Origin of the sequence: Roseibium sp. (assembly GCF_965232425.1) — a bacterium.
GTDB lineage: Bacteria > Pseudomonadota > Alphaproteobacteria > Rhizobiales > Stappiaceae > Roseibium.
Genome location: NZ_OZ246971.1, coordinates 236,062 through 259,190 on the forward strand (window position 1 = coordinate 236,062; position 23,129 = coordinate 259,190).

General features: G+C 59.8%; 22 protein-coding genes, 2 tRNA genes and 1 pseudogene. 11 read left to right on the top strand and 14 right to left on the bottom strand.

Annotated features, from left to right (window positions below; translation table 11 throughout):
• Nucleotides 1-557 precede the first annotated feature (557 nt).
• Entirely contained in the window at nucleotides 558-2,207 is a 1,650-nt protein-coding gene (gene ettA, locus ACO08A_RS01140; protein ID WP_422039443.1) for an energy-dependent translational throttle protein EttA, read from the bottom strand.
• A 307-nt stretch (nucleotides 2,208-2,514) separates the two neighbouring features.
• Here ettA and ACO08A_RS01145 point away from each other — a divergent pair, with 307 nt between their 5' ends.
• A complete protein-coding gene (locus ACO08A_RS01145) occupies nucleotides 2,515-3,468 on the top strand; it encodes a 2-hydroxyacid dehydrogenase (RefSeq protein ID WP_422039444.1) in 954 nt (317 codons plus the stop codon).
• Between the two features lie 48 nt (nucleotides 3,469-3,516).
• Here ACO08A_RS01145 and bla read toward each other — a convergent pair whose 3' ends face one another.
• Nucleotides 3,517-4,398 carry a class A beta-lactamase gene (gene bla / locus ACO08A_RS01150; RefSeq protein ID WP_422039445.1) on the bottom strand — a complete coding sequence of 294 codons (882 nt, stop codon included), beginning with the start codon at nucleotides 4,396-4,398 and terminating at the stop codon, nucleotides 3,517-3,519.
• 149 nt (nucleotides 4,399-4,547) lie between these two features.
• On the opposite strand from bla, the gene ACO08A_RS01155 reads away from it, so the two are divergent.
• Entirely contained in the window at nucleotides 4,548-5,423 is an 876-nt protein-coding gene (locus ACO08A_RS01155; RefSeq protein ID WP_422039446.1) for a LysR substrate-binding domain-containing protein, read from the top strand.
• Between the two features lie 6 nt (nucleotides 5,424-5,429).
• Here the strand turns inward: ACO08A_RS01155 and mnmD are convergent, their stop codons facing one another.
• On the bottom strand, nucleotides 5,430-6,194 hold the full coding sequence (gene mnmD / locus ACO08A_RS01160) for a tRNA (5-methylaminomethyl-2-thiouridine)(34)-methyltransferase MnmD (protein WP_422039447.1): 765 nt from the start codon (nucleotides 6,192-6,194) through the stop codon (nucleotides 5,430-5,432).
• 80 nt (nucleotides 6,195-6,274) lie between these two features.
• Here mnmD and ACO08A_RS01165 point away from each other — a divergent pair, with 80 nt between their 5' ends.
• A complete protein-coding gene (locus tag ACO08A_RS01165) occupies nucleotides 6,275-7,435 on the top strand; it encodes an NAD(P)/FAD-dependent oxidoreductase (RefSeq protein ID WP_422039448.1) in 1,161 nt (386 codons plus the stop codon).
• A 101-nt stretch (nucleotides 7,436-7,536) separates the two neighbouring features.
• Here the strand turns inward: ACO08A_RS01165 and ACO08A_RS01170 are convergent, their stop codons facing one another.
• Nucleotides 7,537-7,725: a hypothetical protein gene (locus ACO08A_RS01170; protein WP_422039449.1), complete on the bottom strand. Its 189-nt coding sequence runs from the start codon at nucleotides 7,723-7,725 to the stop codon at nucleotides 7,537-7,539.
• 243 nt (nucleotides 7,726-7,968) lie between these two features.
• Between ACO08A_RS01170 and ACO08A_RS01175 the strand changes: the two genes are divergently transcribed.
• Nucleotides 7,969-8,445: a YbaK/EbsC family protein gene (locus tag ACO08A_RS01175; protein WP_422039450.1), complete on the top strand. Its 477-nt coding sequence runs from the start codon at nucleotides 7,969-7,971 to the stop codon at nucleotides 8,443-8,445.
• Between the two features lie 3 nt (nucleotides 8,446-8,448).
• Here the strand turns inward: ACO08A_RS01175 and ACO08A_RS01180 are convergent, their stop codons facing one another.
• The 4 genes from ACO08A_RS01180 to cysQ all read right to left on the bottom strand — a co-directional run bounded on the left by ACO08A_RS01180 (nucleotide 8,449) and on the right by cysQ (nucleotide 13,397).
• Nucleotides 8,449-9,462 (bottom strand): GDP-mannose 4,6-dehydratase, encoded by a 1,014-nt coding sequence (locus ACO08A_RS01180; protein ID WP_422039451.1) that lies wholly within the window; start codon nucleotides 9,460-9,462, stop codon nucleotides 8,449-8,451.
• Between the two features lie 186 nt (nucleotides 9,463-9,648).
• Entirely contained in the window at nucleotides 9,649-11,556 is a 1,908-nt protein-coding gene (cysN, locus tag ACO08A_RS01185) for a sulfate adenylyltransferase subunit CysN (protein ID WP_422039452.1), read from the bottom strand.
• Between the two features lies 1 nt (nucleotide 11,557).
• The gene (gene cysD, locus ACO08A_RS01190) at nucleotides 11,558-12,487 is read right to left on the bottom strand and encodes a sulfate adenylyltransferase subunit CysD (RefSeq protein ID WP_422039453.1); all 930 of its coding nucleotides are present in this window, start codon (nucleotides 12,485-12,487) and stop codon (nucleotides 11,558-11,560) included.
• Nucleotides 12,488-12,560: 73 nt separating this feature from the next.
• Entirely contained in the window at nucleotides 12,561-13,397 is an 837-nt protein-coding gene (cysQ, locus tag ACO08A_RS01195; protein WP_422039454.1) for a 3'(2'),5'-bisphosphate nucleotidase CysQ, read from the bottom strand.
• 599 nt (nucleotides 13,398-13,996) lie between these two features.
• Here cysQ and ACO08A_RS01200 point away from each other — a divergent pair.
• On the top strand, nucleotides 13,997-14,485 hold the full coding sequence (locus ACO08A_RS01200) for a PilZ domain-containing protein (RefSeq protein ID WP_422039455.1): 489 nt from the start codon (nucleotides 13,997-13,999) through the stop codon (nucleotides 14,483-14,485).
• Between the two features lie 113 nt (nucleotides 14,486-14,598).
• Complete coding sequence (locus ACO08A_RS01205; protein ID WP_422039456.1) at nucleotides 14,599-15,105, top strand: PilZ domain-containing protein; 507 nt, start codon at nucleotides 14,599-14,601, stop codon at nucleotides 15,103-15,105.
• A 55-nt stretch (nucleotides 15,106-15,160) separates the two neighbouring features.
• Here the strand turns inward: ACO08A_RS01205 and ACO08A_RS01210 are convergent.
• Nucleotides 15,161-15,235, bottom strand: a tRNA-Gln gene (locus tag ACO08A_RS01210).
• Between the two features lie 336 nt (nucleotides 15,236-15,571).
• Between ACO08A_RS01210 and ACO08A_RS01215 the strand changes: the two genes are divergently transcribed.
• The 3 genes from ACO08A_RS01215 (at nucleotide 15,572) to ACO08A_RS01225 (ending at nucleotide 18,306) form a co-directional block, all read left to right on the top strand.
• Nucleotides 15,572-15,648 (top strand) — tRNA-Pro (locus ACO08A_RS01215).
• Nucleotides 15,649-15,880: 232 nt separating this feature from the next.
• Entirely contained in the window at nucleotides 15,881-17,161 is a 1,281-nt protein-coding gene (locus tag ACO08A_RS01220) for a D-alanyl-D-alanine carboxypeptidase/D-alanyl-D-alanine-endopeptidase (RefSeq protein ID WP_422039457.1), read from the top strand.
• Between the two features lie 227 nt (nucleotides 17,162-17,388).
• Entirely contained in the window at nucleotides 17,389-18,306 is a 918-nt protein-coding gene (locus ACO08A_RS01225; protein WP_422039458.1) for a DMT family transporter, read from the top strand.
• A gap of 42 nt (nucleotides 18,307-18,348) precedes the next feature.
• Here ACO08A_RS01225 and ACO08A_RS01230 read toward each other — a convergent pair whose 3' ends face one another.
• The 4 genes from ACO08A_RS01230 to ACO08A_RS01245 form a co-directional block, all read right to left on the bottom strand.
• Nucleotides 18,349-19,149, bottom strand: coding sequence for a 2-keto-4-pentenoate hydratase (locus tag ACO08A_RS01230; RefSeq protein WP_422039459.1), 801 nt, complete (start codon nucleotides 19,147-19,149; stop codon nucleotides 18,349-18,351).
• Between the two features lie 103 nt (nucleotides 19,150-19,252).
• Entirely contained in the window at nucleotides 19,253-20,452 is a 1,200-nt protein-coding gene (locus ACO08A_RS01235) for a hydantoinase/carbamoylase family amidase (RefSeq protein ID WP_422039460.1), read from the bottom strand.
• A gap of 288 nt (nucleotides 20,453-20,740) precedes the next feature.
• A complete protein-coding gene (locus ACO08A_RS01240; protein ID WP_422039461.1) occupies nucleotides 20,741-21,157 on the bottom strand; it encodes a DUF6855 family protein in 417 nt (138 codons plus the stop codon).
• On the bottom strand, nucleotides 21,150-21,572 hold the full coding sequence (locus ACO08A_RS01245; RefSeq protein WP_422039462.1) for an SRPBCC family protein: 423 nt from the start codon (nucleotides 21,570-21,572) through the stop codon (nucleotides 21,150-21,152). Before ACO08A_RS01245 ends, ACO08A_RS01240 begins: the two co-directional genes overlap by 8 nt.
• Nucleotides 21,573-21,645: 73 nt before the next feature.
• On the opposite strand from ACO08A_RS01245, the pseudogene ACO08A_RS01250 reads away from it, so the two are divergent.
• Both ACO08A_RS01250 and ACO08A_RS01255 read left to right on the top strand, forming a co-directional pair.
• Nucleotides 21,646-21,753, top strand: a pseudogene (locus ACO08A_RS01250) (transcriptional regulator); the annotation flags it as partial.
• A 30-nt stretch (nucleotides 21,754-21,783) separates the two neighbouring features.
• Complete coding sequence (locus ACO08A_RS01255) at nucleotides 21,784-22,293, top strand: hypothetical protein (RefSeq protein WP_422041851.1); 510 nt, start codon at nucleotides 21,784-21,786, stop codon at nucleotides 22,291-22,293.
• Nucleotides 22,294-22,450: 157 nt separating this feature from the next.
• On the opposite strand, the gene ACO08A_RS01260 is transcribed toward ACO08A_RS01255, so the two are convergent.
• Complete coding sequence (locus ACO08A_RS01260) at nucleotides 22,451-23,098, bottom strand: GntR family transcriptional regulator (RefSeq protein ID WP_422039463.1); 648 nt, start codon at nucleotides 23,096-23,098, stop codon at nucleotides 22,451-22,453.
• Nucleotides 23,099-23,129: the final 31 nt, after the last annotated feature.

Sequence of the window (23,129 nt, forward strand, 5' to 3'; positions counted from 1 at the left end):
AGCCGAAGATCGCCGAGACCTCCAAATAAAGGCTCGGAAGCCGGCAGGAAAGGTGCGAAGCGCTCCGTCGTCACCCCGGGCGAACGGTGTGAGACCCGGGGCCGGAGAGCCCCGGAGAGGCCACCCCCGAAGACCCGCCAAGGCGTTGTCGCCCCGATCCCGGATCTCCCTCAGGTCGTCCGGGATGACGTTGCAAGACCAGTGCCGGCCGATTGAGCTTTGATACGAATAGTCAAGGAGCCGGGCACCGTGCCTCTTCCTCATCCTGAGGAGGACCGACAGGTCCGTCTCGAAGGATCGGCGGAGGTCTCAGGACAAGCGGTTCATCCTTCGAGACAGCGCTGCGCGCTGCCTCCGGATGAGGTTCCTTCAGGTGCTCTGCGGAACGCCCACTATCGTCATTCCGGCCAAGCGCAGCGCGAGCCGGAACTGGGGAGCCACGGGCTGTTGCGATATTCTGGAGACGCCATCGTTTGCGGATCTCCCTCTCGCTGTCCGGCATAACGAAAAAAGGCGGCCACCGGGGCCGCCTCTTAAAGTTGTTTTGCCTGCAACACTCAGCGCGTCAGCGGCTTGTACTTGATCCGGCGCGGGTCGGCGGCGTGGGCGCCGAGACGGCGGACCTTGTCCTTTTCGTAGTCCTCGAAGTTGCCTTCGAACCACTCCACGTGGCTGTCGCCCTCAAAGGCGAGCATGTGCGTGGCCAGACGGTCGAGGAACATGCGGTCGTGGCTGATGACCACGGCGCAGCCGGCGTAGTTTTCAAGCGCGTCTTCCAGGGCCGCCAGCGTCTCGGTGTCGAGGTCGTTGGTCGGTTCGTCGAGCAGGAGCACGTTGGCGCCCTTCTTCAGGACCTTCGCCAGGTGCACGCGGTTGCGCTGACCGCCGGAGAGGTCGCCGACCTTGGCCTGCTGTGCCGGGCCCTTGAAGTTGAAGGACGAGCAATAGGCGCGCGAGTTGATTTCCTTGTCATCGAGATAGATCACCTCGGCACCGCCGGAAATCTCTTCCCAGACCGTCTTGTCCGGGTCGAGCGCATCGCGCGACTGGTCGACATAGCCGAGCTGGACGCTGTCGCCGATGACGACATTGCCGCTGTCCGGCTTTTCCTGGCCTGTCAGCATCTTGAAGAGCGTCGACTTGCCGGCGCCGTTCGGGCCGATCACGCCGACAATGCCGCCGCGCGGCAGCTTGAAGGAGAGATCCTCGATCAGGAGACGGTCCCCGAAGCCCTTGGAAACGCCCTCCAGGTCGATGACGTTGGCGCCGAGGCGCTCGCCGACCGGAATGAGGATCTGCTCGATGGACGGCTGACGCTCCTCCTGCATCGCGACAAGATCCTGATAGGCGCGGATACGCGCCTTGGACTTGGTCTGACGGCCTTTCGGCGACATGCCCATCCACTCGCGCTCGCGGGCGATCGCCTTGGAGCGGGCCATGTTCTCGCGGCCTTCCTGCTCCATGCGCTTGGTCTTCTTTTCCAGATAGACCGAGTAGTTGCCCTCGTAGGGAATGCCCCTGCCCCGGTCGAGTTCCAGGATCCAGCCGGTGACGTTGTCGAGGAAGTAGCGGTCGTGGGTGATGATCAGGACCGATCCCTTGAACTCGCGCAGATGCCGTTCCAGCCAGTGGACGGTTTCCGCGTCCAGGTGGTTGGTTGGTTCGTCGAGAAGCAGGAGATCCGGCTCGGACAGGAGCAGCTTGCAGAGCGCGACGCGGCGGCGCTCACCACCGGAGAGATTGTCGACGGCACTGTCGGAGGGCGGGCAGCGCAGCGCTTCCATCGCCATTTCGACCTGGCTTTCCAGGTTCCACAGGTCCTGGGCGTCAATCTCGTCCTGAAGCGTGGCGGCCTCTTCGGCGGTCTCGTCCGAATAGTCCATCATCAGCTCGTTGTAGCGGTCGAGCTTGGCCTGCTTGTGGGCAACGCCTTCCATGATGTTTTCCATGACCGTCTTGGAATTGTCGAGCTGCGGCTCCTGCGGCAGGTAGCCGACCTTGGCGCCTTCGGCGGCCCAGGCCTCGCCGGAATATTCCTTGTCGATGCCGGCCATGATTTTCAGAAGCGTCGACTTGCCCGCCCCGTTCGGACCCAGGATGCCGATCTTGGCGTCCGGGTAGAAGGAGAGATGGATGTTGTCGAGGACTTTCTTGTCGTTATAGGCCTTGGAGAGGCCATGCATGTGATAGATGAACTGGCGCGCCATGGGGCTCCGCTTCTCCACTTTCGAAAACTGACGGGATTCTTAGGAATTCTGCCGGGTCTTTTAGGGGAAATGCGCGCCGGGGGCAATGGGGGGAAATGTTCAAACGGCGTCATTTTCTCAATGACATAACATAAGCTTCAGAACATCCGCATTCGATGCGGCCAACGTCGCATGCATCTTCAGTCTGACAGGTTGCAGCGGGCGAAGTCACCCTCCGCGCTTTTCCTCTTTTCTGAGACGCGATTTCTTGTAAAGTCCGGCGGCTGAAACCCACTCACCTCAAAGCTTCCTTCCCGCCGGATACCCCATGCAAAAACCCGACATTCTCATGACCAAACCCATGCTTCCCGTGGTCGAGGAGCAGCTGGACGCCGCCTTTAGCGTGCACCGGCTGCATGCGGCGGACGATCCGGACGCGATGCTGGCGGACATCGGCCCGAAGATCCGGGGCGTGGCGCTTTCCTGGGCGGAGGTCAACGACGCGTTCCTGGCGCAATTCCCGAACCTGGAGATCGTCTCCAGTTTCGGCGTCGGCTACGACCATGTGGATACGGATGCCTGTCTGCGCGCCAAGGTGATGGTCACGCACACGCCGGACGTGCTGACGGATGAAGTGGCGGACACAGCCATCGGCCTGATGATCATGACGGTACGCGAACTCGGCCAGGCCGAAACCTGGCTCAGGGACGGCAACTGGACCAAAAAGGGCGGCTACCCGCTCAGCCAGGCAACGCTTCAGGGGCGCACGCTCGGCATTTTCGGCCTCGGGCGCATCGGCAAGGCGATCGCCAAGCGCGCCGAAAGCTTCGGGCTGAAGATCGCCTATCACGGCCGCTCGCAGCAGGCCGGCGTCGACTATCCTTACCACGCAAGCCTGGTCTCTCTGGCGGAGGCCTGCGACACGCTGATGGTGGTGGCGCCGGGCGGTGCGGAAACTCAGCATGCGGTCAACGCCGACGTCTTGAAGGCCCTTGGCCCGAACGGCATCGTCCTCAATATCGGCCGGGGGTCGGTGATCGATGAAGACGCCCTTGCCGAGACGCTCGAAAGCGGCACGATCTACGGTGCCGGGCTGGATGTGTTCGAACAGGAACCGTGCACGCCGGAACGGCTGATGAAGCTGCCGCGTGTCACGCTGCTGCCCCACGTCGGCTCGGCGTCACAGGCGACCCGCAACGCCATGGGCCAGCTCGTGGTCGACAATCTGAAAAGCTGGTTTGAAAGCGGCAAACCGCTGACGGCAGTTCCGGAAATGAAATAGTGGCCACGCGCCGGGGAACGTGCCCCGGCGCATGGTTTTCCCTAATCTTCAGTCGACGCTCTCAGCCAGCGCCGCGCCAATCTCGGCAATTGCCTTGTTGCGCGTCTGGAATGCGGCGGTTGTCTGGGTGATGTAGATTGCGACGACCACCGGATCGCGGCCCTCCGGCCAGATGACGGCAATGTTGTTGCGCGAACCGTTGGCCCCAGCCCCGGTCTTGTCGGCAATCCGCCAACCCTTCGGAATGCCTGCGCGCAGGGTCGCGTTGCCAACCTTGTTGCCTTCCAGCCACGATGTGAGCGTCGCCCTCGCCTGCGGGTCAAGGGCATCGCCCAGAACCAGTTTGCGGAGCGTATCGGCGGCTGCCCACGGCGTCGTCGTGTCCCTTTCGTCGCCCGGGATACCGGTGTTCGATTCCGGTTCCCAGCGGTCGATACGGGTCTTGTCATCACCGATCCGCCGCAGGTAGGCCGTCACACCGTCCGGTCCGCCGAGCTCGGCCATCACAAGGTTCGCGGCCGCATTGTCGCTGATCGTGACCGTGACCTCGCAGAGCTCCGCGATCGAGAACTTCTTGCCGCCGATATGCTTTTCCATCACGGGCGAATAGGACACGATGTCGCTCTCCTGCACCACCACCTGGCGATCGGAATCCGCGGTTCCCTTTTCTGCCGCATCCAGAAGCGCGGCGCACAGGAAGGCCTTGAAGGTGCTGTTGAGCGGAAAGCGCTCGTCGCCCCTGTTCGACCAGGTCCTGCCGGATTGCGTGTCGATGATCGCCACCCCAACCCTTGCGGACAAACGCGCTTCAACGTCCTCGACCGCTCTTGCGACGGGAGCCGGGTCGAAACCGGCCGCTTCGGCGGGAATACCCGACAGGAGTGGCAACAAAACACCCAGGAGGGCAAACCTGCGATTGCTCAAAATCATGATCGTCTCCAGACAGTATGAAATATCACCCGCTGCATCCTGCCCCCCTGGCGAACCGCATCAGGCGCGACGGAGATTGCGCTTGCGCTTCTCATAAGGCAAATGATGATTGATAACGTCAGGCATGAGAAAAACTTGGTCATAATTTCATGGATCTTTCGAGAATACCGCTCAATGCGCTCCGGGCGTTTGAAGCCTCGGCGCGGCTGCAGAGTTTCACCCGTGCGGGGCTGGAGCTTCGCGTGTCGCAGACCGCCGTGAGCCACCAGGTGAAACTGCTTGAGGAAACGCTGCGGGTGTCGCTCTTCAAGAGAGGATCGCGTGGCGTGACGCTGACCGATGAAGGCCAGGCACTGCTGCCGGTCCTGTCCGATGCCTTCCGGCGCATGAGCGATGCGCTGAGCCGGTTCGAGGACGGAAACTTCCGCGATGTCCTGACCGTCGGGGTCGTCAACAGCTTTGCCACGGGTTGGCTCCTGCCCCGGCTTGACGCCTTTTCGACCCTTCATCCGGAGATCGACATCCGGCTGAAGACGAACAACAATCGTGCCGACCTGCTTGAGGACGGACTGGACTGCTTCCTTCGTTTCGGCGACGGCGCCTGGCATGGAACGGAAGCCGCCTGCTTGTTCGAGGCCAAGCTCTGTCCGGTCTGTTCACCCGTGACGGCGGAACGCTTGAGCGAACCGGCCGATCTCTTGCACGAAAACCTGCTGCGATCCTACAGACAGAACGAATGGGCACTCTGGTTCCAGGCTGCGACCCTGCCGCCGCCCAGAAGCCGCGGCTGGATGTTCGATTCGTCGCTCTCCATCGTCGAGGCGGCCGCACAAGGTGCCGGGGTCGGTCTCGTTCCCGTTCGCCTGTTCGAACGCGACCTTGAGACCGGGCGGATCGTCAAACCCTTTGAGGCCGGTATCGTGACAGGCAGTTACTGGCTGACCTGGCTGAAGTCGCGCGCGGAAACCGGCGCCATGCGTGCCTTTCGCGACTGGCTCACAGAAACGGCGACGGAGCAGCCGTGAGCGGGCTCAGTCTTTCCGCCCGACTATCATCTCGCGTTTGCCGGCAAATCCCGGTTTCTTTTCGATGGTGAATCCTGCGGCCTGAAGATTGCGGCGAACCCAGCCTGCGGCGGTATAGGTCGCGAGGGTGCCACCCGGCGCAGTCAGGTCCGCAGCTTTCGCCAGAAGGTCCAGGTCCCACAGCTCCGGGTTCTTCGCAGGGCTGAACCCGTCGAGATACCAGGCATCCACCGGGGGAATGACAGGGTCAGCGCTCCCTTCGGGTCCGCCTTCCAAGACGAGATCGGTTATCATTTCCCGTGCATCGCCAACGCCGAGCAGAAGCTCCGCACCGGCAATCGTCATCCGGTTCCAGCCCGGGGCCGGTGCCCACGCGCAAAGCAATTCGTCACTCATTGCGGAAAGCGCCGGAAAGGCAGCCAGCGCGCGTTCGAGCTGATCAGCGGACAGCGGGTAAAGCTCGAACGACAGGAACACGAGCTTTGGCGCTGTTGCCAGCGCGGCCACCAGTTCAAGCGTCGTCAGGAGGTTCAGTCCGGTTCCGAAGCCCAGTTCGGCGATGGTGAAACGCTCTCTGCCCGGCAAGCGCTCCGGCAGCCGGTTGCCGCCGATGAACACATGCCGGGTTTCCTCAAGACCTCCGGCCTTGGAGAAATACGTGTCGCCGAAACCGGGTGCGCGCGGCACATCGCCGTCCAGCCATTCCAGCTCCGGTGCCCCGTTCGGCTTCATGTCCGTCTTGCCGTTTCCCGCACCAGTCTCCTGAGGCATGCGCTAAACTCTTTGCCAAATCCCATCTGTTCTCATAAGAGAGCCGTCGATCGCTTTCAATCCCGGGACCTTGCCTGACCATGCCTTCCCCGTCCGACGCGCCTTTCGACATTGCGGTTGCCGGTGCCGGAATTTTCGGACTTTCGATCGCGCACCGTGCGACCAGGAAGGGTCTGCGCACGCTCGTTCTGGAGGCTTCACATGTCGGTGCCGGATCCAGTGGCGGGCTGCTCGGCGCGCTGATGCCGCATATGCCGGCGCGCTGGAATCCGAAGAAGGAGTTCCAGTTCCAGGCCCTGCTTTCGCTGGAGAACCACATCCGGCAGCTCGAGCAAGAGACCGGCCTGAGCTGCGGCTACGCGCGCTGCGGCCGCATCCTGCCGCTGACAACGAAAGACAAGCTGGATCACCACCTGGAACGCGCCGAGGAAAGCAAGCTGCGCTGGCATCCGGAGGCGACCGGGTTCACGTATGACGTCGAACCGGCCGGCAGCCGATCGGACTGGCTGGACGCATCAGCGGCCCCTTTCGGCCTCGTTTACGAGACACTCGCGGCACGCATGTCGCCGCGCGACTATCTTGCCACGCTTGCGGCATACGTTCGCCGTCACGGACGCCTTGCCGAAAACGCACATGTCACAGGCTACGACGAGACATCCGGGACGCTTCAGCTTTCCAGTGGTGAAACGGCAAAGGCGAAAATAGTCGTTCTTGCGGGCGGATTTTCCACATTCGACCTGATCGAACAGCTTACGGGCGAACGAATCGGCCGCGGAGAAAAGGGCCAGGCCCTGCTGATGGACGGCAATGGCCTGGAGGACAAGCCGGCCATCTACTGCGACGGGCTCTACGTTGTGCCGCACGGAAACGGCACCATTGCCGTCGGCAGCACGGCCGACCGGGACTATGCCGACGCCGCGCCATCACCGGCGCGCAGCGCCGAACTCGTCGAACGCGCGACACGATTCTGTCCTGCACTCGATGGCCGCAAGGTCCTGTCGGAATGGGCCGGTATCAGACCGCGTTGTCACAAGCGGGACCCCCTTGTGGGCCGTCTGCCGGGCCATCACTCGATCTTTGCAGCCACGGGCGGATACAAGATTTCCTTTGGGATCGCGCACCTGGTGGCGGAGTGCCTTGTGTCGGAGATCTTGCAAGAGCGCGCGCCGCATGAATTGCCGCAAACCTTTGCACCACAACACCATTTCGGCGACAATCGCCTGGATGCGGACGGATTTTAGCTTGGAATGCAGGCGTGTACGCCACCGTCCAGGAAGGGCTGATGCATGCGCGCCTGAATATCGGATTGCGAGGTTGGACGGTTCAGGAAAGGATCAGCGGCTCACAAAAGTGTTGCGGCCGTGTAAATGCCGTAAAGGCTCAGGGAAATCGAACCCCAGAAAAGGAGGTTCTTTGCGAGCAGGAACGGAACGGTTGCCACCCCGTCGTGATCCTTCAAAACGGCAGCCTTTTCACGCCCGCCCAATTTGGGGTTGTGAACTTCTCCGGCGGCTGTCATCGCTCTGGCCATGTTGGCGTTCCTCGACATATTGCGCCTTCAAGACGCTTTCACGTATTTCTCCGTCACATTATCAATAAGCATTATGGAGCAAGTGTTTAACTCTCGTTTAAATTCAGTATGAACGCTTTGTTAATTTCGAACAGGTGAATTTTAATTTAATTCACAAGTAGTCTTCGTGCCTGTTGATTGTTCTTAGGCCTTAATAATGTCAATTTTTACGATCTCGTTACTAACTAGGGATGCCAGGAACCAATGAGCCTCACCAGCGTACGTCAACACCTTGCGATTGCAGCGCCGGAGCTGACGATCATCGAAACGGATCAGAGCAGCGCAACCGTTGACCTGGCAGCGGAGGCCCATGGCGTTGCCCCCGGTCAGATCGCAAAAACGCTGTCGTTTCAGTTGAAGGACAAGATCTTTCTTGTCGTGGCACGTGGAGATGCCCGCATGGACAACAAGAAGGCCAAGGCGGCGTTCGGCGGAAAGATAAAGATGCTCGGGCTTGAGGACGTGGAAAAGCTGACCGGGCATCCCGTTGGGGGTGTCTGCCCCTTCGGGCTCGCGCATCCGCTGCAGGTCTACTGCGACGTGTCCCTTAAGGCGTTCGACATCGTCATCCCGGCTGCCGGGGCGACAAACGCCGCCGTCAGGATCAGTCCGGAACGCCTCGCGGACATCACCGACGCGCACTGGGTGGACGTGTGCCAGCCACCGCCGGAGGCCGGTTGAGGATCAGACCTGGTAGTATTCCCTGTACCAGGCGACGAACTTCGCAATCCCCTCGCGCACCGATGTTTTCGGCGTGTAGCCGGTCAGTCTTTGCAGCAGGTCGGCATTCGCCCAGGTGGCAACGACATCGCCGGGCTGCATCGGCATGAGGTTGCGTTCGGCCGTTCGGCTTGTCGCTTCTTCGATCGCATCGATGAACTCTGTCAGCTGCACGCTTGTCGAGTTGCCGATGTTGACGATGCGCCAGGGCGCTACCGGCGACAGGCTGTCTCCCTCGGCGACCGCCTCGCCTTCGGCGGGGCGAACGGGAACCGCGTCCATGAGCAGGCGAATGCCCTCGACAAGGTCCTCGACATAGGTGAAGTCCCGTTTCATGTCGCCGTAATTGTAGACGTCGATCGGCCGTCCCTCGAGGATCGCCTTGGCGAATTTGTGATGCGCCATGTCGGGCCGTGCCCAGGGACCATAGACGGTGAAGAAACGGAACATGGTGATCGGAAGACCGTAGAGATGCGCATAGGAGTGCGCCATCGACTCCGTCGCCTTCTTGGTCGCGGCATAGAAGGACACCTGATGATCAGCCTTGTCGGTTTCCGTATAAGGCATCACGTCGTTGGCGCCATAGGCAGACGAGGTCGAAGCCAGAAGCATGTGTTCAGGCGGAAACGCCCTGGCTGCCTCGAGGAGTTCGAATGTGCCGCAAATGTTGCTTTCCAAATAGGACCGCGGGTTTTCAATCGAGTAACGCACCCCGGCCTGTGCCGCCAGGTGGATGACAAAATCAGGCGTTTCCGTACGAAACAGGGACATGAGCAGGTCCGGCGTTTCAACACGTTCGTTCACGGGCTCGAAGTGCTCGTGCTGAAGCAGCATCTGCTGCCTGCGTTCCTTCAGCCGGACATCGTAGTAGTCGGTCATGGCATCGAGACCGATGACCCGGAAACCGTCTCTCAACAGACGCGTGCACAAGAAGTATCCGATAAATCCGGCCGCACCGGTTACCAAAACGGTTTTCATCTGCGCACGTCACCCTTTAGCCGAGAGGGAATGTTGTTGCCCGGGTCTTATAGCGCTTCGGCTGCACGGGCAACGGCAAAGTCCACTTCCGGAGTCGGCTGGCCGAACATCCCCTGCGTCAAGAAAAAACGCGGCCCCACCTGGTGAGGCCGCGTCTTTGAGGGAGTGTCCCACGTTGCGGGGATATCAGGCGCTGAGGTAGCCATTCTGACGGAGATAACCGATTATCTCCTCGGCCACGTCCTCGGGGTCCCGGTCGACATTGCGGATGTGGATTTCGGGATGCTCTGGTGCCTCATACGGGCTGTCGATCCCGGTGAAGTTCTTGATTTCACCCCTGTCAGCCTTCTCATAAAGGCCCTTCGGATCGCGCTGACGGCAAACCTCGATCGGGGTGTCGACAAAGACTTCCACGAATTCTCCTTCTCCCAACAGGTCGCGCGCCATCCGGCGCTCGGAGATAAAGGGAGAGATGAAGGAGACGAGCGTGATCAGGCCGGCATCAGTGAACAGTTTCGCGACCTCACCCACGCGCCGGATGTTTTCCACGCGGTCCGCATCGGTGAAACCGAGATCCTTGTTGAGCCCGTGGCGCACATTGTCGCCATCAAGCGTGTAGGTGTGCTTTCCGTCGATATGCAGCTTCTTTTCCACGATCGAGGCGATTGTGGATTTGCCCGATCCGGACAGGCCGGTAAACCAGAGAACGGCAGGCTTCTGGCCCAGTTTCTCCGAGCGGGCGGTCTTGTCCACGTCCAGTGCCTGCCAGTGAATGTTGCTGGCGCGGCGAAGTGCAAACCAGACCATTCCGGCACCGACGGTGGCGTTGGACATCCGGTCGATCAAAATGAAGGATCCCGTCGACCGGTTGGCTTCGTAGGGATCAAAGGGGACGGCTGCGGAAAGCGCGAAGTTGCAGAACGCAATCTCGTTCAGCTCCAGCGTTTTGCCGGCGGCGTGCTCGAATGTATTCACGTTGATCTTGTGCTTGATCTCCGAAACCGTTGCGGTCACGGTCCGCGTCCCGATCTTCAACAGGTAGGGGCGTCCCGGCAGCAGCGGCTCGTCGCTCATCCAGATAACATGTGCGGCAAACTGGTCTGCGACGTCCGGACGGTGAGCCGCAGAAGACAGAAGATCGCCGCGCGAGATGTCGATTTCATCCTCAAGCGTCAGCGTGACGGCCTCTCCCGCCCGCGCTTCCGTGACATCTCCCGAGGCGCCGATGATGGACTTGACGCGGGACGTTTTCGCCGGTCCGGCGACAACGAGTTCTTCCCCGACCGACACGCGGCCGCTGGCAATCGTTCCCGAATATCCACGGAAATCAAGATTGGGCCGGTTGACCCACTGCACCGGAAAACGGAATGGTGCCTCGAGGGCATGCTCTCCAACCTCGACGCTTTCCAGGTGCTCCAGAAGGGTCGGACCCATGTACCAGCTCAGCTTCTCGGTCCTGGCCGTCACGTTGTCGCCGAAGCGGGCCGACATCGGGATCGCTTCCAGGGTTTCGAAGTCGAACCCGTTTGCGAAGACCTCGAATTCCTTGCGGATTTCATCGAACCGCTGCTGTGAGTAGTCGACAAGATCGATCTTGTTGACGGCCAGCACAACGTGGCGAATTCCGAGCAGCGATGCGATGAAGGCATGGCGGCGGGTCTGCACCAGCAACCCGTTACGGGCATCTACAAGAAGAACCGCCAGATCGGCGGTAGAGGCGCCGGTCGCCATGTTGCGCGTATACTGTTCGTGCCCGGGCGTGTCGGCGACGATGAACTTGCGCTTGTCGGTCGCGAAGAACCGGTAGGCGACATCGATCGTGATGCCCTGCTCGCGCTCGGCCTCCAGACCGTCGACCAGGAGAGCAAGATCGATGTCCTCGCCGACGGTGCCATGTTTCTTCGAGTCGCGCTCCAGCGCTGCGAGCTGGTCTTCGAAGATCAGCTTGGTGTCGTAGAGCAGACGGCCGATCAGTGTCGACTTGCCGTCATCGACCGAGCCGCATGTGAGAAACCGGAGCTGATCCTTGGATTCCTGCGCAAGGATATAGTCCGTGACCGCTGCCTCTGCAGCTTCTGTGACATTTGCAGTCATCTTAGAAATACCCTTCCCGCTTTTTCTTTTCCATGGACGCGCTTTCATCCTTGTCGATCAGGCGGCCCTGCCGTTCGGATGTGCGGGCGATCAGCATTTCCCGAACGATTGCCGGAAGGGTGTCGGCGTCCGATTCAATGGCGCCCGTCAGCGGATAACAGCCGAGCGTCCGGAACCGGACACTTTTTTCCTGGATGATTTCACCGGGTTGCAGCTTCATGCGCTCGTCATCGACCATGATGAGCATGCCGTCTCTTTCTACCACCGGACGGCGCGCCGCCAGGTAGAGAGGCACCATGGGAATGTTCTCCGTCAGGATGTACTGCCAGATGTCCAGCTCGGTCCAGTTGGACAGCGGGAATGCCCGGATGCTCTCCCCTTTTGCGACACGCGCGTTGTAGAGGTTCCAGAGTTCAGGACGCTGGTTTTTCGGGTCCCAACCGTGGTTGGAATTCCGGAACGAAAACACGCGCTCCTTGGCGCGGGACTTTTCCTCGTCGCGGCGCGCGCCACCGAATGCCGCGTCGAACCCGTATTTGTCGAGCGCCTGCTTCAGGGCTTCGGTCTTCATGATATGGGTGTGGACCGAAGAGCCGTGATCAAACGGATTGATGTTTTTCTGAACACCTTCCGGATTGGTATAGACAAGCAAGTCCAGGCCAAGCTGTTTTGCGGTTTCGTCCCGAAACCGTATCATGTCCTGGAACTTCCACGTCGTATCCACGTGAAGCAGTGGAAACGGCGGCTTGGAGGGATAAAACGCCTTCATTGCAAGATGCAGCATGACGCCGGAATCCTTGCCGATGGAATACAGCATCACCGGGTTTGAAAACTCCGCTGCCACTTCCCTGATGATGTGGATGCTCTCCGCTTCAAGGCGTTTCAGATTGCTGAGACGCTCCGGTGTGATCCCGTGAGATTGCATGTTCATGTTCGCTTTTCCGTTCTGACCGGCGAACCGGCTTTATCTGGATATGTCCTGTCTTTTTTGTGGCAGCGTGTCTTCAGGCCGCCGTCGGTTCCGGCAGCAGTTCTTTCGAGGTAACGGCAATGAAATGCGGATTGAGCAGATCGTCCTTTGTGGCATTCGCAGGAACCGAATAAACAAAATCGGTTCCGTCCGCCGCCAGGACCACCGCGCCGCCCGCTGCGCGCACGACGGCATCTCCCGCCGCGATATCCCATTGCATTGTCGGAGCGAGGCGTGGGTAGAGATCCGCCTTTCCCGCCGCCACCCAGCACAGTTTCAGCGACGATCCGACAGAAAGCCGTTCTGCAACGTTCAGACGATCGATCAGGGCCGAGGTCTCTTCCGAAAGATGTGAGCGGCTTGCGAGCACGCTCAGTCCGCCCGCCGGCGGTGTCCGGACCCTGACCGGTTCAACATCGACAAGGCTTCTTTCGGCAATTCTAGCCTTGAAGGCCCGTCGTTCACCGTTTGCAATGGATGTCAGTTCACCCCAATAGATCTCGCCAAGTGCCGGTGCCGAGACAACGCCGAATACAGGCACACCCTTGTCGATCAGTGCAATGTTGACCGTGAACTCCCCGTTCTTCTTCAGAAACTCCTTGGTGCCGTCGAGTGGATCCACAAGAAAGTAAACGTCGCCTACCGTCGGCAGGTTTCCTGCTTCGACGGACTCCTCTGCCACCACTGGAATGTTCGGGAAGGCATCACGGAGACCGGCCAGAATGATCCGTTCAGCGGCTGCATCGGCCTTGGTCACCGGCGACCCGTCCGCCTTGCTCTCCACCTCGAACGGCTCGGCATAAATTTTCAGGATTTCCTCGCCGGCCCGCACGGCCAACTGGCACAATAAGGATATCTGCTCTTCTGTCATCAACGCCTCGAATACGCCGAAACCTGCTGGTTCCGGTCGGGTTTCACCAGTCTTACCGGCAGGTAGATAAAGGAAACAGGTGCATCAGTTCAAGCAATGGCATTCCACTGATCCACCTGTTCGGGGAACGCCTCGAACCTGCCACTCGCGACTAGCGGGTGTTTGTTGCGTGCGAAACTCGGTTTGCTAAAATACTCCAGACACGCATACGCAACGTCATTTGCTCGTGTCCCCCTCGAAATCGTGCCTTGTCGGACTTGAAATAGGCCTTTGCCGCACCGCAGCATATTTATGCTCGCGAGCGTAATGCATACAGAAAAAACTTGCAAGAATTCTTCCAAAGCAGTCAATTCCGTAAAACAAATTTGGCAGAAAAGTACAACCATTTTATTCGAAATTTACGTATTTACGTTAATTTTGGTTTCTTTCCAGAATTTCTACATCCAAAAGCTGCAACAACTCACTCTGTGACCTTGAAAAAATGAGATTCATATCGCTTTCCCTTGTTTATTCATTCAAATTCACTTCTTGGAAACAGCTTTAAACTAGGCTTAAAATTCAAAATCGGCTGAACATTTGCGAGTCTATGCGAGATGACCATGTCGACTGTCAATCCTGCACCGCAGCAAGACGCGGACAACAAAGACAACGAGGATTTCACGCCGCGTGCGCGCCGGGCGCGCGTCTACAAGAAAGGCAAGATGGTCTTTCAGAACGGCCTGAGATCCATTCCCTGTGTGGTCCGGAACATTTCGGACGGAGGCGCAATGCTCGAGTTCGATCAACCCTACATTCTGCCAAAAGACTTCGAACTCTACATCGATCTCGAAGACTATGAAGTCTCGTGCGAGCGCAGATGGGAAACGGGTTTGAAATGCGGCGTGATGTTCACGAGCGAACGACGCCACGTTCCGCAAAAGCGCTATCAGACACTCAGCCCTTCGGATGCTGCCCTGCAGAACGGATTTGACGCGTTCCACGCGCATCACGAGGAACCCGAGGACGAAGGCGAAGATAGCGCAGACACATCCGGTGATCCGGAAATCTCGCCGAACGGCGGCAAGCCGTCCTTCGGCCGGCGGCGCTAATGCGTCTTTCCTGTTTGAGGGCCGGATTCACGGAATGACAAGGACTTCCTGATAGAAACGGCATGTTTGTGGGTGTCCCGCACATCCCAAAATACACGAGAAGCGAAACAGACATGCCCGACACCGAAAACGCAGCACAGTCGCCCTCCGACGACCTTGAAACCGAGCAGAACGAGCGCGCCCGCCGGTCACGTGCCCTCAAGAAGGGAAAACTGATCTTCAATCGCGGCTTGCGATCGGTCCCCTGTATCGTCCGCAACCTGTCCGATAGCGGTGCAAAGCTGGAATTCGAGCAGGCTTACCTGCTGCCCCAGGAGTTTGTGCTTCAGATCGATCTCGAAGACTTCGAGGTCACCTGCCAGAGACGCTGGGAAGACGGGCTTCGCTGCGGCGTCGAGTTCATTTCCGGAAAGCGCGCAGTCGGTCAGTTGCGCTCGCAAACGCTGAAGTCGTCGGACGACGCATTGACGGAAGAAATCGACGAACTCAGGGACTCGCCGGACAATTTCTTTTCGCGCAAACGGGTTCTTGACCGTAAGCACCCGGACGAGTCTGACGGGCCTGCTGCAAACACCCGCCCGGCCGCGAACAGCGCAAAGGGTTTCGGACGGCGCCGCTGACATCGCGTGCCGTTGCTCTCACCCGGTTCGACCTTCTACTGAACTGTGAGGAGACTGGCTGGGGTGGCTGGATTCGAACCAGCGCATGGCGGTACCAAAAACCGCTGCCTTACCGCTTGGCTACACCCCAAGGCCGTGGGAACGCTGTATAGCGAGGAGATTTCCGAAGCGCAAGCCTCCCACCTGCCTATCTTTTCGACCCCATCCCGGGTTTTCCCCAAGCTCCTGAAAACAAATCTGTTCACAATGACAGAAGGGTCAATCCGGTTTATAGCTCCGCACTTCACAGGCCCGCTTTGCGTCTCTCATCCATCCCGGTCCTAGGCTTGTTAGGCGCGACAAAAAAGAGTCCGATCCCTTTCAAATCGCTTGCGGGATCAGCTGAGCTTTGCTAAACGACCCTCCACGCAGCGGGACCTTGTCGCGCTGTTCCCGACGGGTTTATCCTGAAACCCGGTAAAAGTGTCGGAGTGTAGCGCAGCCTGGTAGCGCACCTCGTTCGGGACGAGGGGGTCGGAGGTTCGAATCCTCTCACTCCGACCATTTCTACTTGATGTTGGTTTTTAAGCAGCTTTCGCGCTTGCGGGACTTGCGCCGAATTTCCGCCGTTTCCGGGCCAATGATCGGGCCAACGTTTCCGGCTGTTTCGTTGCGCGTTGATTTTACGCGTATTCCGAAAGCCGACATTTGTTCCATACGCAGCACATGCGACGGATGGACGTGAAGAGGGCATTCGCGCATTCGTCACATTCGGCTCAGTTTCGGCATGATTTACATGACCTATTCACAAGCAGTCGAAGTTCCGGTTGAATTGCGTGGCCGTATCCTCGTCACCCGGCCGCCGGAACAGCGGCTGACTGGAGCCTTCATGCGCCTGCTTGCCTTCGCCCTTGCCGTTGTTCTTCTTTGTGCGCCCGCATTGGCCGGCATCAAGGAAAAGGTCGCCGGCGTTGCACCGTCGGGTGTCGTGCTGGTGCTGGATGGCGAGGGCAATGAACTGGTGGCGCAAAACGCTGGTAAATCCTTCGTTCCTGCGTCCGTCGCCAAGATCGTCACCGCATGGCTGGCGATGGAGGTTCTGGGGAGTGACCACCGGTTCCAGACCCGGTTTTACCTGGACAGCGACAGGATGCTCTATGTGCGCGGCGGCGGTGACCCCTTCCTTGTCTCCGAGGAGCTTGCGCTGCTTGCGCCCGAGCTTGTCGCCGCAACCGGCAAGGAGCCGTTCGCAGGCATGGTTCTTGACGCAAGTTATTACCCTCAAGAGCTGCGCATCCCCGGCATCGAGGACACCGGCCGGGCGTATGACGCCCTCAACTCGGCGCTTGCGGTCAACTTCAACACGATCCACGCCGTCAAAAAGGGAAAATCCGTCCGCTCCGCGGAAAAGCAAACCCCGATCACGCCCCTGGCGGTGAGCCAATTCCGCAAACGCGGCCCAAACGGGCGCGGCCGCATCAGCCTTGCCCAGGAAGATCCTTCCGTCGGCGTGCGCTACGCCGGCGAGCTTCTCGCCGTCTTTATCGAACAAGCCGGTGGCAGCGTTGAAGGCGAGATATCGGTCGGAACCATCCCGGAGGGACTCGAGCCCATCCACGTGCACAGCCAGTCCCGAGCCCTGCCGGAGATCTTGACCCAGATGCTGCTGGGGTCGAACAACTATGTCGCCAACCAGATCTTCCTGGAGGTTGGCGCACACCGTCTCGGCGGACCGGTCAGTCTTGCAAAGTCGCAAAAAGTCGCGGAGCTGATCCTTGATGAGCATGGCATCACCGAGGGCATCGACCTCAAGGAGGGCTCGGGCATCAGTACAGAGAACCGCTTCTCTACCCAGGGCCTTGCCAGGGTGCTGGCCGAGTTTGCACCGTATGCCGAGCTGCTCCCCAGGACCAAGGCCGGTTCGCGCTACAAGACAGGCACGATCCCTGGTGTCAAAGCTCTGGCAGGATACGTGAACACCACCAAACACGGCCTGGTGCCCTTCGTGATCTCGCTCGGCGGCAAGACGGGAAAGACCCGGTTCCGCCTTCTCAGGCACCTTGAGCTCGGTCTTTAGGGAACGGCACCTCGCTCAATGCATATCCTCCTGAAAACAAAATCGCGTGGTGCACGGCGCGTTGATGGTCTCCGGGTTCGTGCCGTCGGACCGGGTCCGTTGACGAGGCACCGCCAGGCACGCCGTGGCAACGCGGTCTCCGCGAGGCCGATCGCCGCGCTCCCGGAAACCGGCGTCCTGGTCAAGCCGATAGAGGTCCGACAGGTGCGAAACGAAAGCACGCAACGGTGAACCCGTTCCATCCTGGAAGCTTTGCGCGGCTCGGCGCCTCCTGGAAGAGCCAGTCGCCGGTCATTCGGGGTGTGGTGATGATGTGTGCCTCGACCGTTGCCTTCGCGGTCATGCACTTTTCTGTCCGGGTCGCGTCCAGCGAGCTCCATCCCTTTCAGATCGCCTTCTTTCGCAACCTGTTCGGCCTCGCCTTTCTTGTGCCCCTGCTGATCGGGCCGGGTTTTGTGCAGATGCGGACAAGCCGGTTCGGCCTTCATGCGCTGCGCGGGGTCGTGAACATAGCGGCAATGTTCCTGTTCTTCACAGCATTGGCCATAACACCGCTCGCAAAGGTCACCGCGCTCGGTTTTACGGCCCCGATCTTTACCTCGGTCCTGAGCGTTCTGATCTTCAAGGAAAAAATCCGGCTGAGACGATGGACCGCGATTGGCCTCGGCTTCGTCGGCATGCTGATCATCCTGCGTCCGGGCCTGGCCGTCGTGGAGACCGGCTCCCTGCTGGTCATCGCTGCGGCGCTGTTGTGGTCGCTTGCCCTGATCATCGTCAAGAGCCTGTCGCGCACGGAGAGCAGCGTCGCCATCGTCGCCTGGATGGGGATCTTCCTGTCGGTGTTTTCGGTCGGCCCGGCCCTTTGGGTCTGGAAGGACCCGAGCCTATGGGCCTGGGGCTGGCTGCTGTTCATCGGTTTCGCCGGATCGGTCGCCCAGGTCAGCCTGAGCCAGGCCTTGAAGGAAACGGATCCGACCGCCGTCATGCCCTTCGACTTCCTGAAGCTGATCTGGGCGGCGCTGCTGGCGTTCTGGTTCCTGGGAGAAATCCCCGACGAGATGACATTTGTCGGGGCGGCGGTGATATTCGGCTCCGGCCTCTATGTCGCGCAGCGGGAACGGGCTGCCGCCAGGGCTGGCAAATAACCGGGCGGCTTGCCGAATGACCCAAATTGGCCGGAAAAAGCTCTAGACAAAGCTGATCGTTGCGCCCGGCAGATCGATGCCGTCGAGCCGGGTGGTCCAGCGGTCACCCGGCATGACCGGCGCAGCGTCGGTCAGGGTTCCGGTGGTTACGATCTCTCCCGCACTCAGCCGCGGTGCAGCGGTGTCGGCTGCCAGTGTGTCGAGGAGATGACCCAGCGCCGTGAGCGGACCGTCCAGCACATCCGCTCCGCAGCCCGTAAGCCGCTTGCCGCGCGGCCCCTCAAGCACCACGCGAAAGCGCGGCAGTTGCTCGATAACGGATTGCGTCAGGGGCAGCCTCGGGCCGAGATAGAGCGCGCCGTGCAAGCCGAAAGCGGCGGTACAGTCCGCGTCGGAGAAACGCCAGCCGGGGTAAGAGGAAAATACGACCTCAAACCCGTGTGACACCCAGTCGATGCACCCGGCAAGCTCGGTCTCGCTCATCCCGGCCCTTGGCGCGGATTTCAGGCCGAAGACAATCTCGGGCTCAAGCCGCGGCTCGGGCAATTCCGGCAATCGGTGCGGCCCTTCACCGATATCATGCAGGGTCGTATCCCAAACCGGCCCCCACATCGGACCCGTGACGTCGTAAAGCGGCCAGATCGTCCGGTTCGTGAAACCGATCTTGCGGCCCACCCTCCGCTCGCCCCGGGCCTCGCGCAGTGCGTTGACCCTGTGGGCGATGGAATACGCCGTTTCGGCGTCAAAAGCCGGATCGCGACCGGTTATTGGCGCAATCTGCCGGCCCGTGTCATAGGCCTCAAGCAGTTCGGCGGCATAGGCATCAAGCGTCACATCTTCCATCTTGGCCGACCTCCAGGTAACTCCTTCCAGTGCCCGTGCGAGACTGTCGCTGCCCTGTGCGCTCTTTTCAACTCCGAGGGAACCAGGTAAGTGTCGCTTGAGGTCATGACCCTAGTCGGCTGACGGCGTCCGCCATCACACGCAGGCCGGTTATCAAGTCGGCCTCATGCGTGTCCTCGGCAAAGTCGTGGCTGATCCCGTCTATGGACGGAACGAACAACATTGCCGACGGCATCACCCGCGCCATGTTTGAAGCGTCGTGCAACGCGCCCGATGGCATCTCGCGCCATTTGCCGGGGGCCTGCGCCTCAGCGGCGGCGCTCAAGGCCGCGCGCAAATTGGCGTCCATCGGAACCGGCTGCAGGGCCTTGATCGGCACAATTTCAGCCTGCATTTCTTGGTCACCGGCAATCTCGGCAACAAGATCGCGAACAAGTGTTTCCATCCGGGCCAGCCGATCGTCATCAACATCGCGCCACTGCACGTCGAACACCACTTCACCGGGCACAATGGAGGGTGCATTGGGCCGCAGTTGTATCCGGCCAATCGTCCAGACCGTGCGCGGTGTCACAATGTTCCGAAGGCGGTCGTTCAGCGCCGCGTTGAAGGCCGACAGCGCCTGAAACGCATCTCTTCGCTGGTGCATCAGCGTGGTGCCAGCGTGGTTTTGCTGACCTGTCAGGGTGACCTGCACTTGCCGGGATCCAACAATATCCGTGACAACGCCAATCGCCTCGCCCGCGTCGTCCAATGTGCTGCCCTGTTCGATATGCAGTTCGATGAAACCCGAGAACTGGTCTTGTGGCACGAACGCCCCTGCAAGATCCGCAACTGAAGACCGCGCCTCGCGGAATGAGACGCCGTTCATGTCCGTGAATGCATCGGCCTCGGCAAGTGTGATCTTGCCTGAATAAATGCTGGATCCGGTCAGCGCACCGAACCGCCCTTCTTCATCCTGGAAGTTCACAACTGAGACCGGCGGACCACCCGCCTCTTTCGCGGCGCGCGCGACCTCCAATGCGACGATGACACCCAAGGCCCCATCAAGCCAGCCCCCTTCGGGTTGGGTATCGGAATGAGACCCCAAAAGCACGGATGGAGCATCGGTCAGACCGAAGACGTTGCCCGCAGGATCCACATGTGAGGCCAGACCCGCCGCCTCCAACTGGTTGATCAGCCACTTTCGGGCAGCCACGTCCGGTTCAGAAAACGCCGGACGTACCACTCCCTTGCCCACGCCACTCGCACCGAAGGAGCGGAGCGTAAGAAGATCTCTCAAAAACCTGTCTGGCAGAACGTTCATCTTGACCTTTTAAACCTGAGAACACCCGGAGTTTGCCCGGCATTCCGAAATTGGAACGTTTTGTTTTGATGCTGCAGCCGATTTGCTCACCTTTCAAGCCAAGTGACCCAAAATCGTGTCAATCAGCAGAGCGCCAAGCGGGCCATGGCACCCACGGTCTTGCAGTCTCCAACGCGCTCTACCTGGACCTTTCCGGTTCGCGGGGCTTGTGCTGGCATTTGGCCCCGAGGTACTTCGGCAACGCGGTCTACGTTGCCCTGGAGGGCCGATGACTGCTGACCGCCATGCTCAGATTGCCCGTATCCGATTGTTTCTGGCGTTGTGTTCGAGTTCTGCCAGACCCAGCAGCTCCAGGGTTGGACCGACATAGTTGGCAAAGCGCCCCCTGTAACCCTTGCGCAAACCGTAGTACCCGCCGACCGGGTTCGCCGCTGAACGCGCCCAGTCTTCCAGCGTCCCCGGTTTCGTTGGTTTGCCTTCGTCTGCGTTGCCAAGCGGCATCCAATCGCCGTGGGCCTTGAGCATTGCGTGGGCATCCTCGATCGCTCGAAGCTGGTAGGACAGTCTTGTCTTACCCACTTGAACGACCAACGCAGGCGGGTCGTTCGTGACGTCCTTCCAGACCTGAAACTCAGAGGTCAACGGCGGGGTCTTCAAAAGCCAGGGATCTTCTTCGATGCCGGAACCATAGACAACATCATTCATTGCTTTCTGCCTTTTCTTTCAATGTCTTTGCGAACTTTTCAAAACTTGGATTCAGGTCGGGGATGGTCTTCATGATCAGCCCGGACATGAGACCGCCAAAGACCTCCTGCATATCAAATGTGGTCGTGTCACCTGTCGCCGAAAGCGCGAATGTCCGCGTTCCGGTGAACAGCCCCAAGGGCATTCCGCCTTGCCAGACCATCTTTCGCGGCGCCTGGAATACAACTACGCGCAGCACGAACACGCGTTTGGGATCGATCTCCGACCAAAGCCTGATCCGGCTGTGCAACGAGAGGTTTCCCTCAATCTTCAATATGCCAAACGGCACCGGATCGTTTTGCAGGCCGTCAATCAAGGCTGACCAAACCCGTTCGGCCGTGGCCGAGATTTCGATGGATGTGGCGTAAGTCTTCATGTCCTTCCCTTCCTTGCAAAGGTAGGCATAAAGGAAGTAACATGACATCTTCTGTCATGTTTGGTTGAACATCATGCGTGCTGCACGCCTGCTTCAAATTCTGCTTCTTCTGCAAAATCGCGGGCGCCAAACCTCGGTTCAGCTCGCTCGGGAACTGGAAGTCGCCCCGCGGACAATTCTCCGCGACGTGGATGCCATGACGGAGGCCGGTTTGCCGATCATCGTGCATCAGGGAAACGGTGGCGGAATTGAACTGGGATTTAACTACCGTACGCGGCTGACCGGTCTTGCAAGAGACGAGGCCGCCGCGCTGGCGCTCATCCTTTCGGCAGAAAACCCGATAGTCTCCGCTCTGGGCCTTGAGAACGCCGCCAAACGTGCGCAGGCCAAGCTGATTGAAAGTCTTCCGGACAAAACGAGGCTGGAAACGAAGACGACGGCTGCAAGGTTCATCCTGAATGAACGTGAACCCGTCCAAGACAAGCGGCTCCGCGCGATGGCGCGGGCCGTTCAGGCAGAAACAATCGTGCGCGTACGTTTCGCGACAAAGACAGAACAAATGATCTATCCAGTCCGTTTGGAAAAGGATGAGAGGACATGGCGCGTGCATGACAGCCTGTCCGAAACCGCGTTGCCCGTCGAGAATTGGGGGAGATTGAACATCTCGTCGATGCGTATTCCACTGGACAAGAGAGCCGGAAGGCAAACCGGTCAAGTCTAGCGGACATCCGGGCAAGCCCGGCATCTGGACGTTTCAGCGCGTTTCCGTCAGTCACTTCGCGCCTTTGTCTGCCCGCATTTGGCCATTTGCAAGCTCCCGGTTTCCGCACTTTGCAAAAAAGTACAGATGTCAGCCAAACGCCCGGTGCCGCCAATCGCTACCTGACCTCAAGTGCCTCCAGGATCAGCGGCAGACGCTGGCCCTGGAGCATCATGTGGTCCCGCATCAGTTCGTCAGCCTGGAGCCCGTCATTGGCAAGGATCGCCTGCAGGATCCGGGTGTGTTCCTCGGTCGACTTTTCCAGGCGCCCGCGCATGCTGTAGGGAAGTGCGCGATACGGGTTGATGTGCCCGGAGAGCTGTTCGATCTGTTCGATGAGACGGTTGTTACCCGCTGCCTGATGGATCGCGGCGTGGAATGCCAGGTTCGCCCTGGCATAGGCGTTGGGGTCGTTCGCCTTGGCGGCCTCTTCGCATTCGGTAAGCCTGTCCTGCATCGCGTCCGCCTTTTGCGCCGTCAAACGCTCGGCAGCCAGTCTGCAGGCCATGCCTTCGAGTTCCGCCGCGACTTCGAAGAGATCGATAATTTCCTTGGCGGTTAGCGTACGAACCAATGCCCCCTTGCGCGGCCTCGTCTCCAGCAGACCGCTGTCGACAAGCGAACGCACGGCTTCACGAACAGGGGTGCGCGACACGCCGAACCGCTCTGCAAGGGCAGCTTCCTCCAGCTGATCGCCGGGACGCAAAACGCCGGACCGGATGTCATTTCGCAAAGTCTCGATGAGTTGGTCAGCAACACGGGCCATCTTCAATCCCCTGATTTGAAACCTCTTTTAC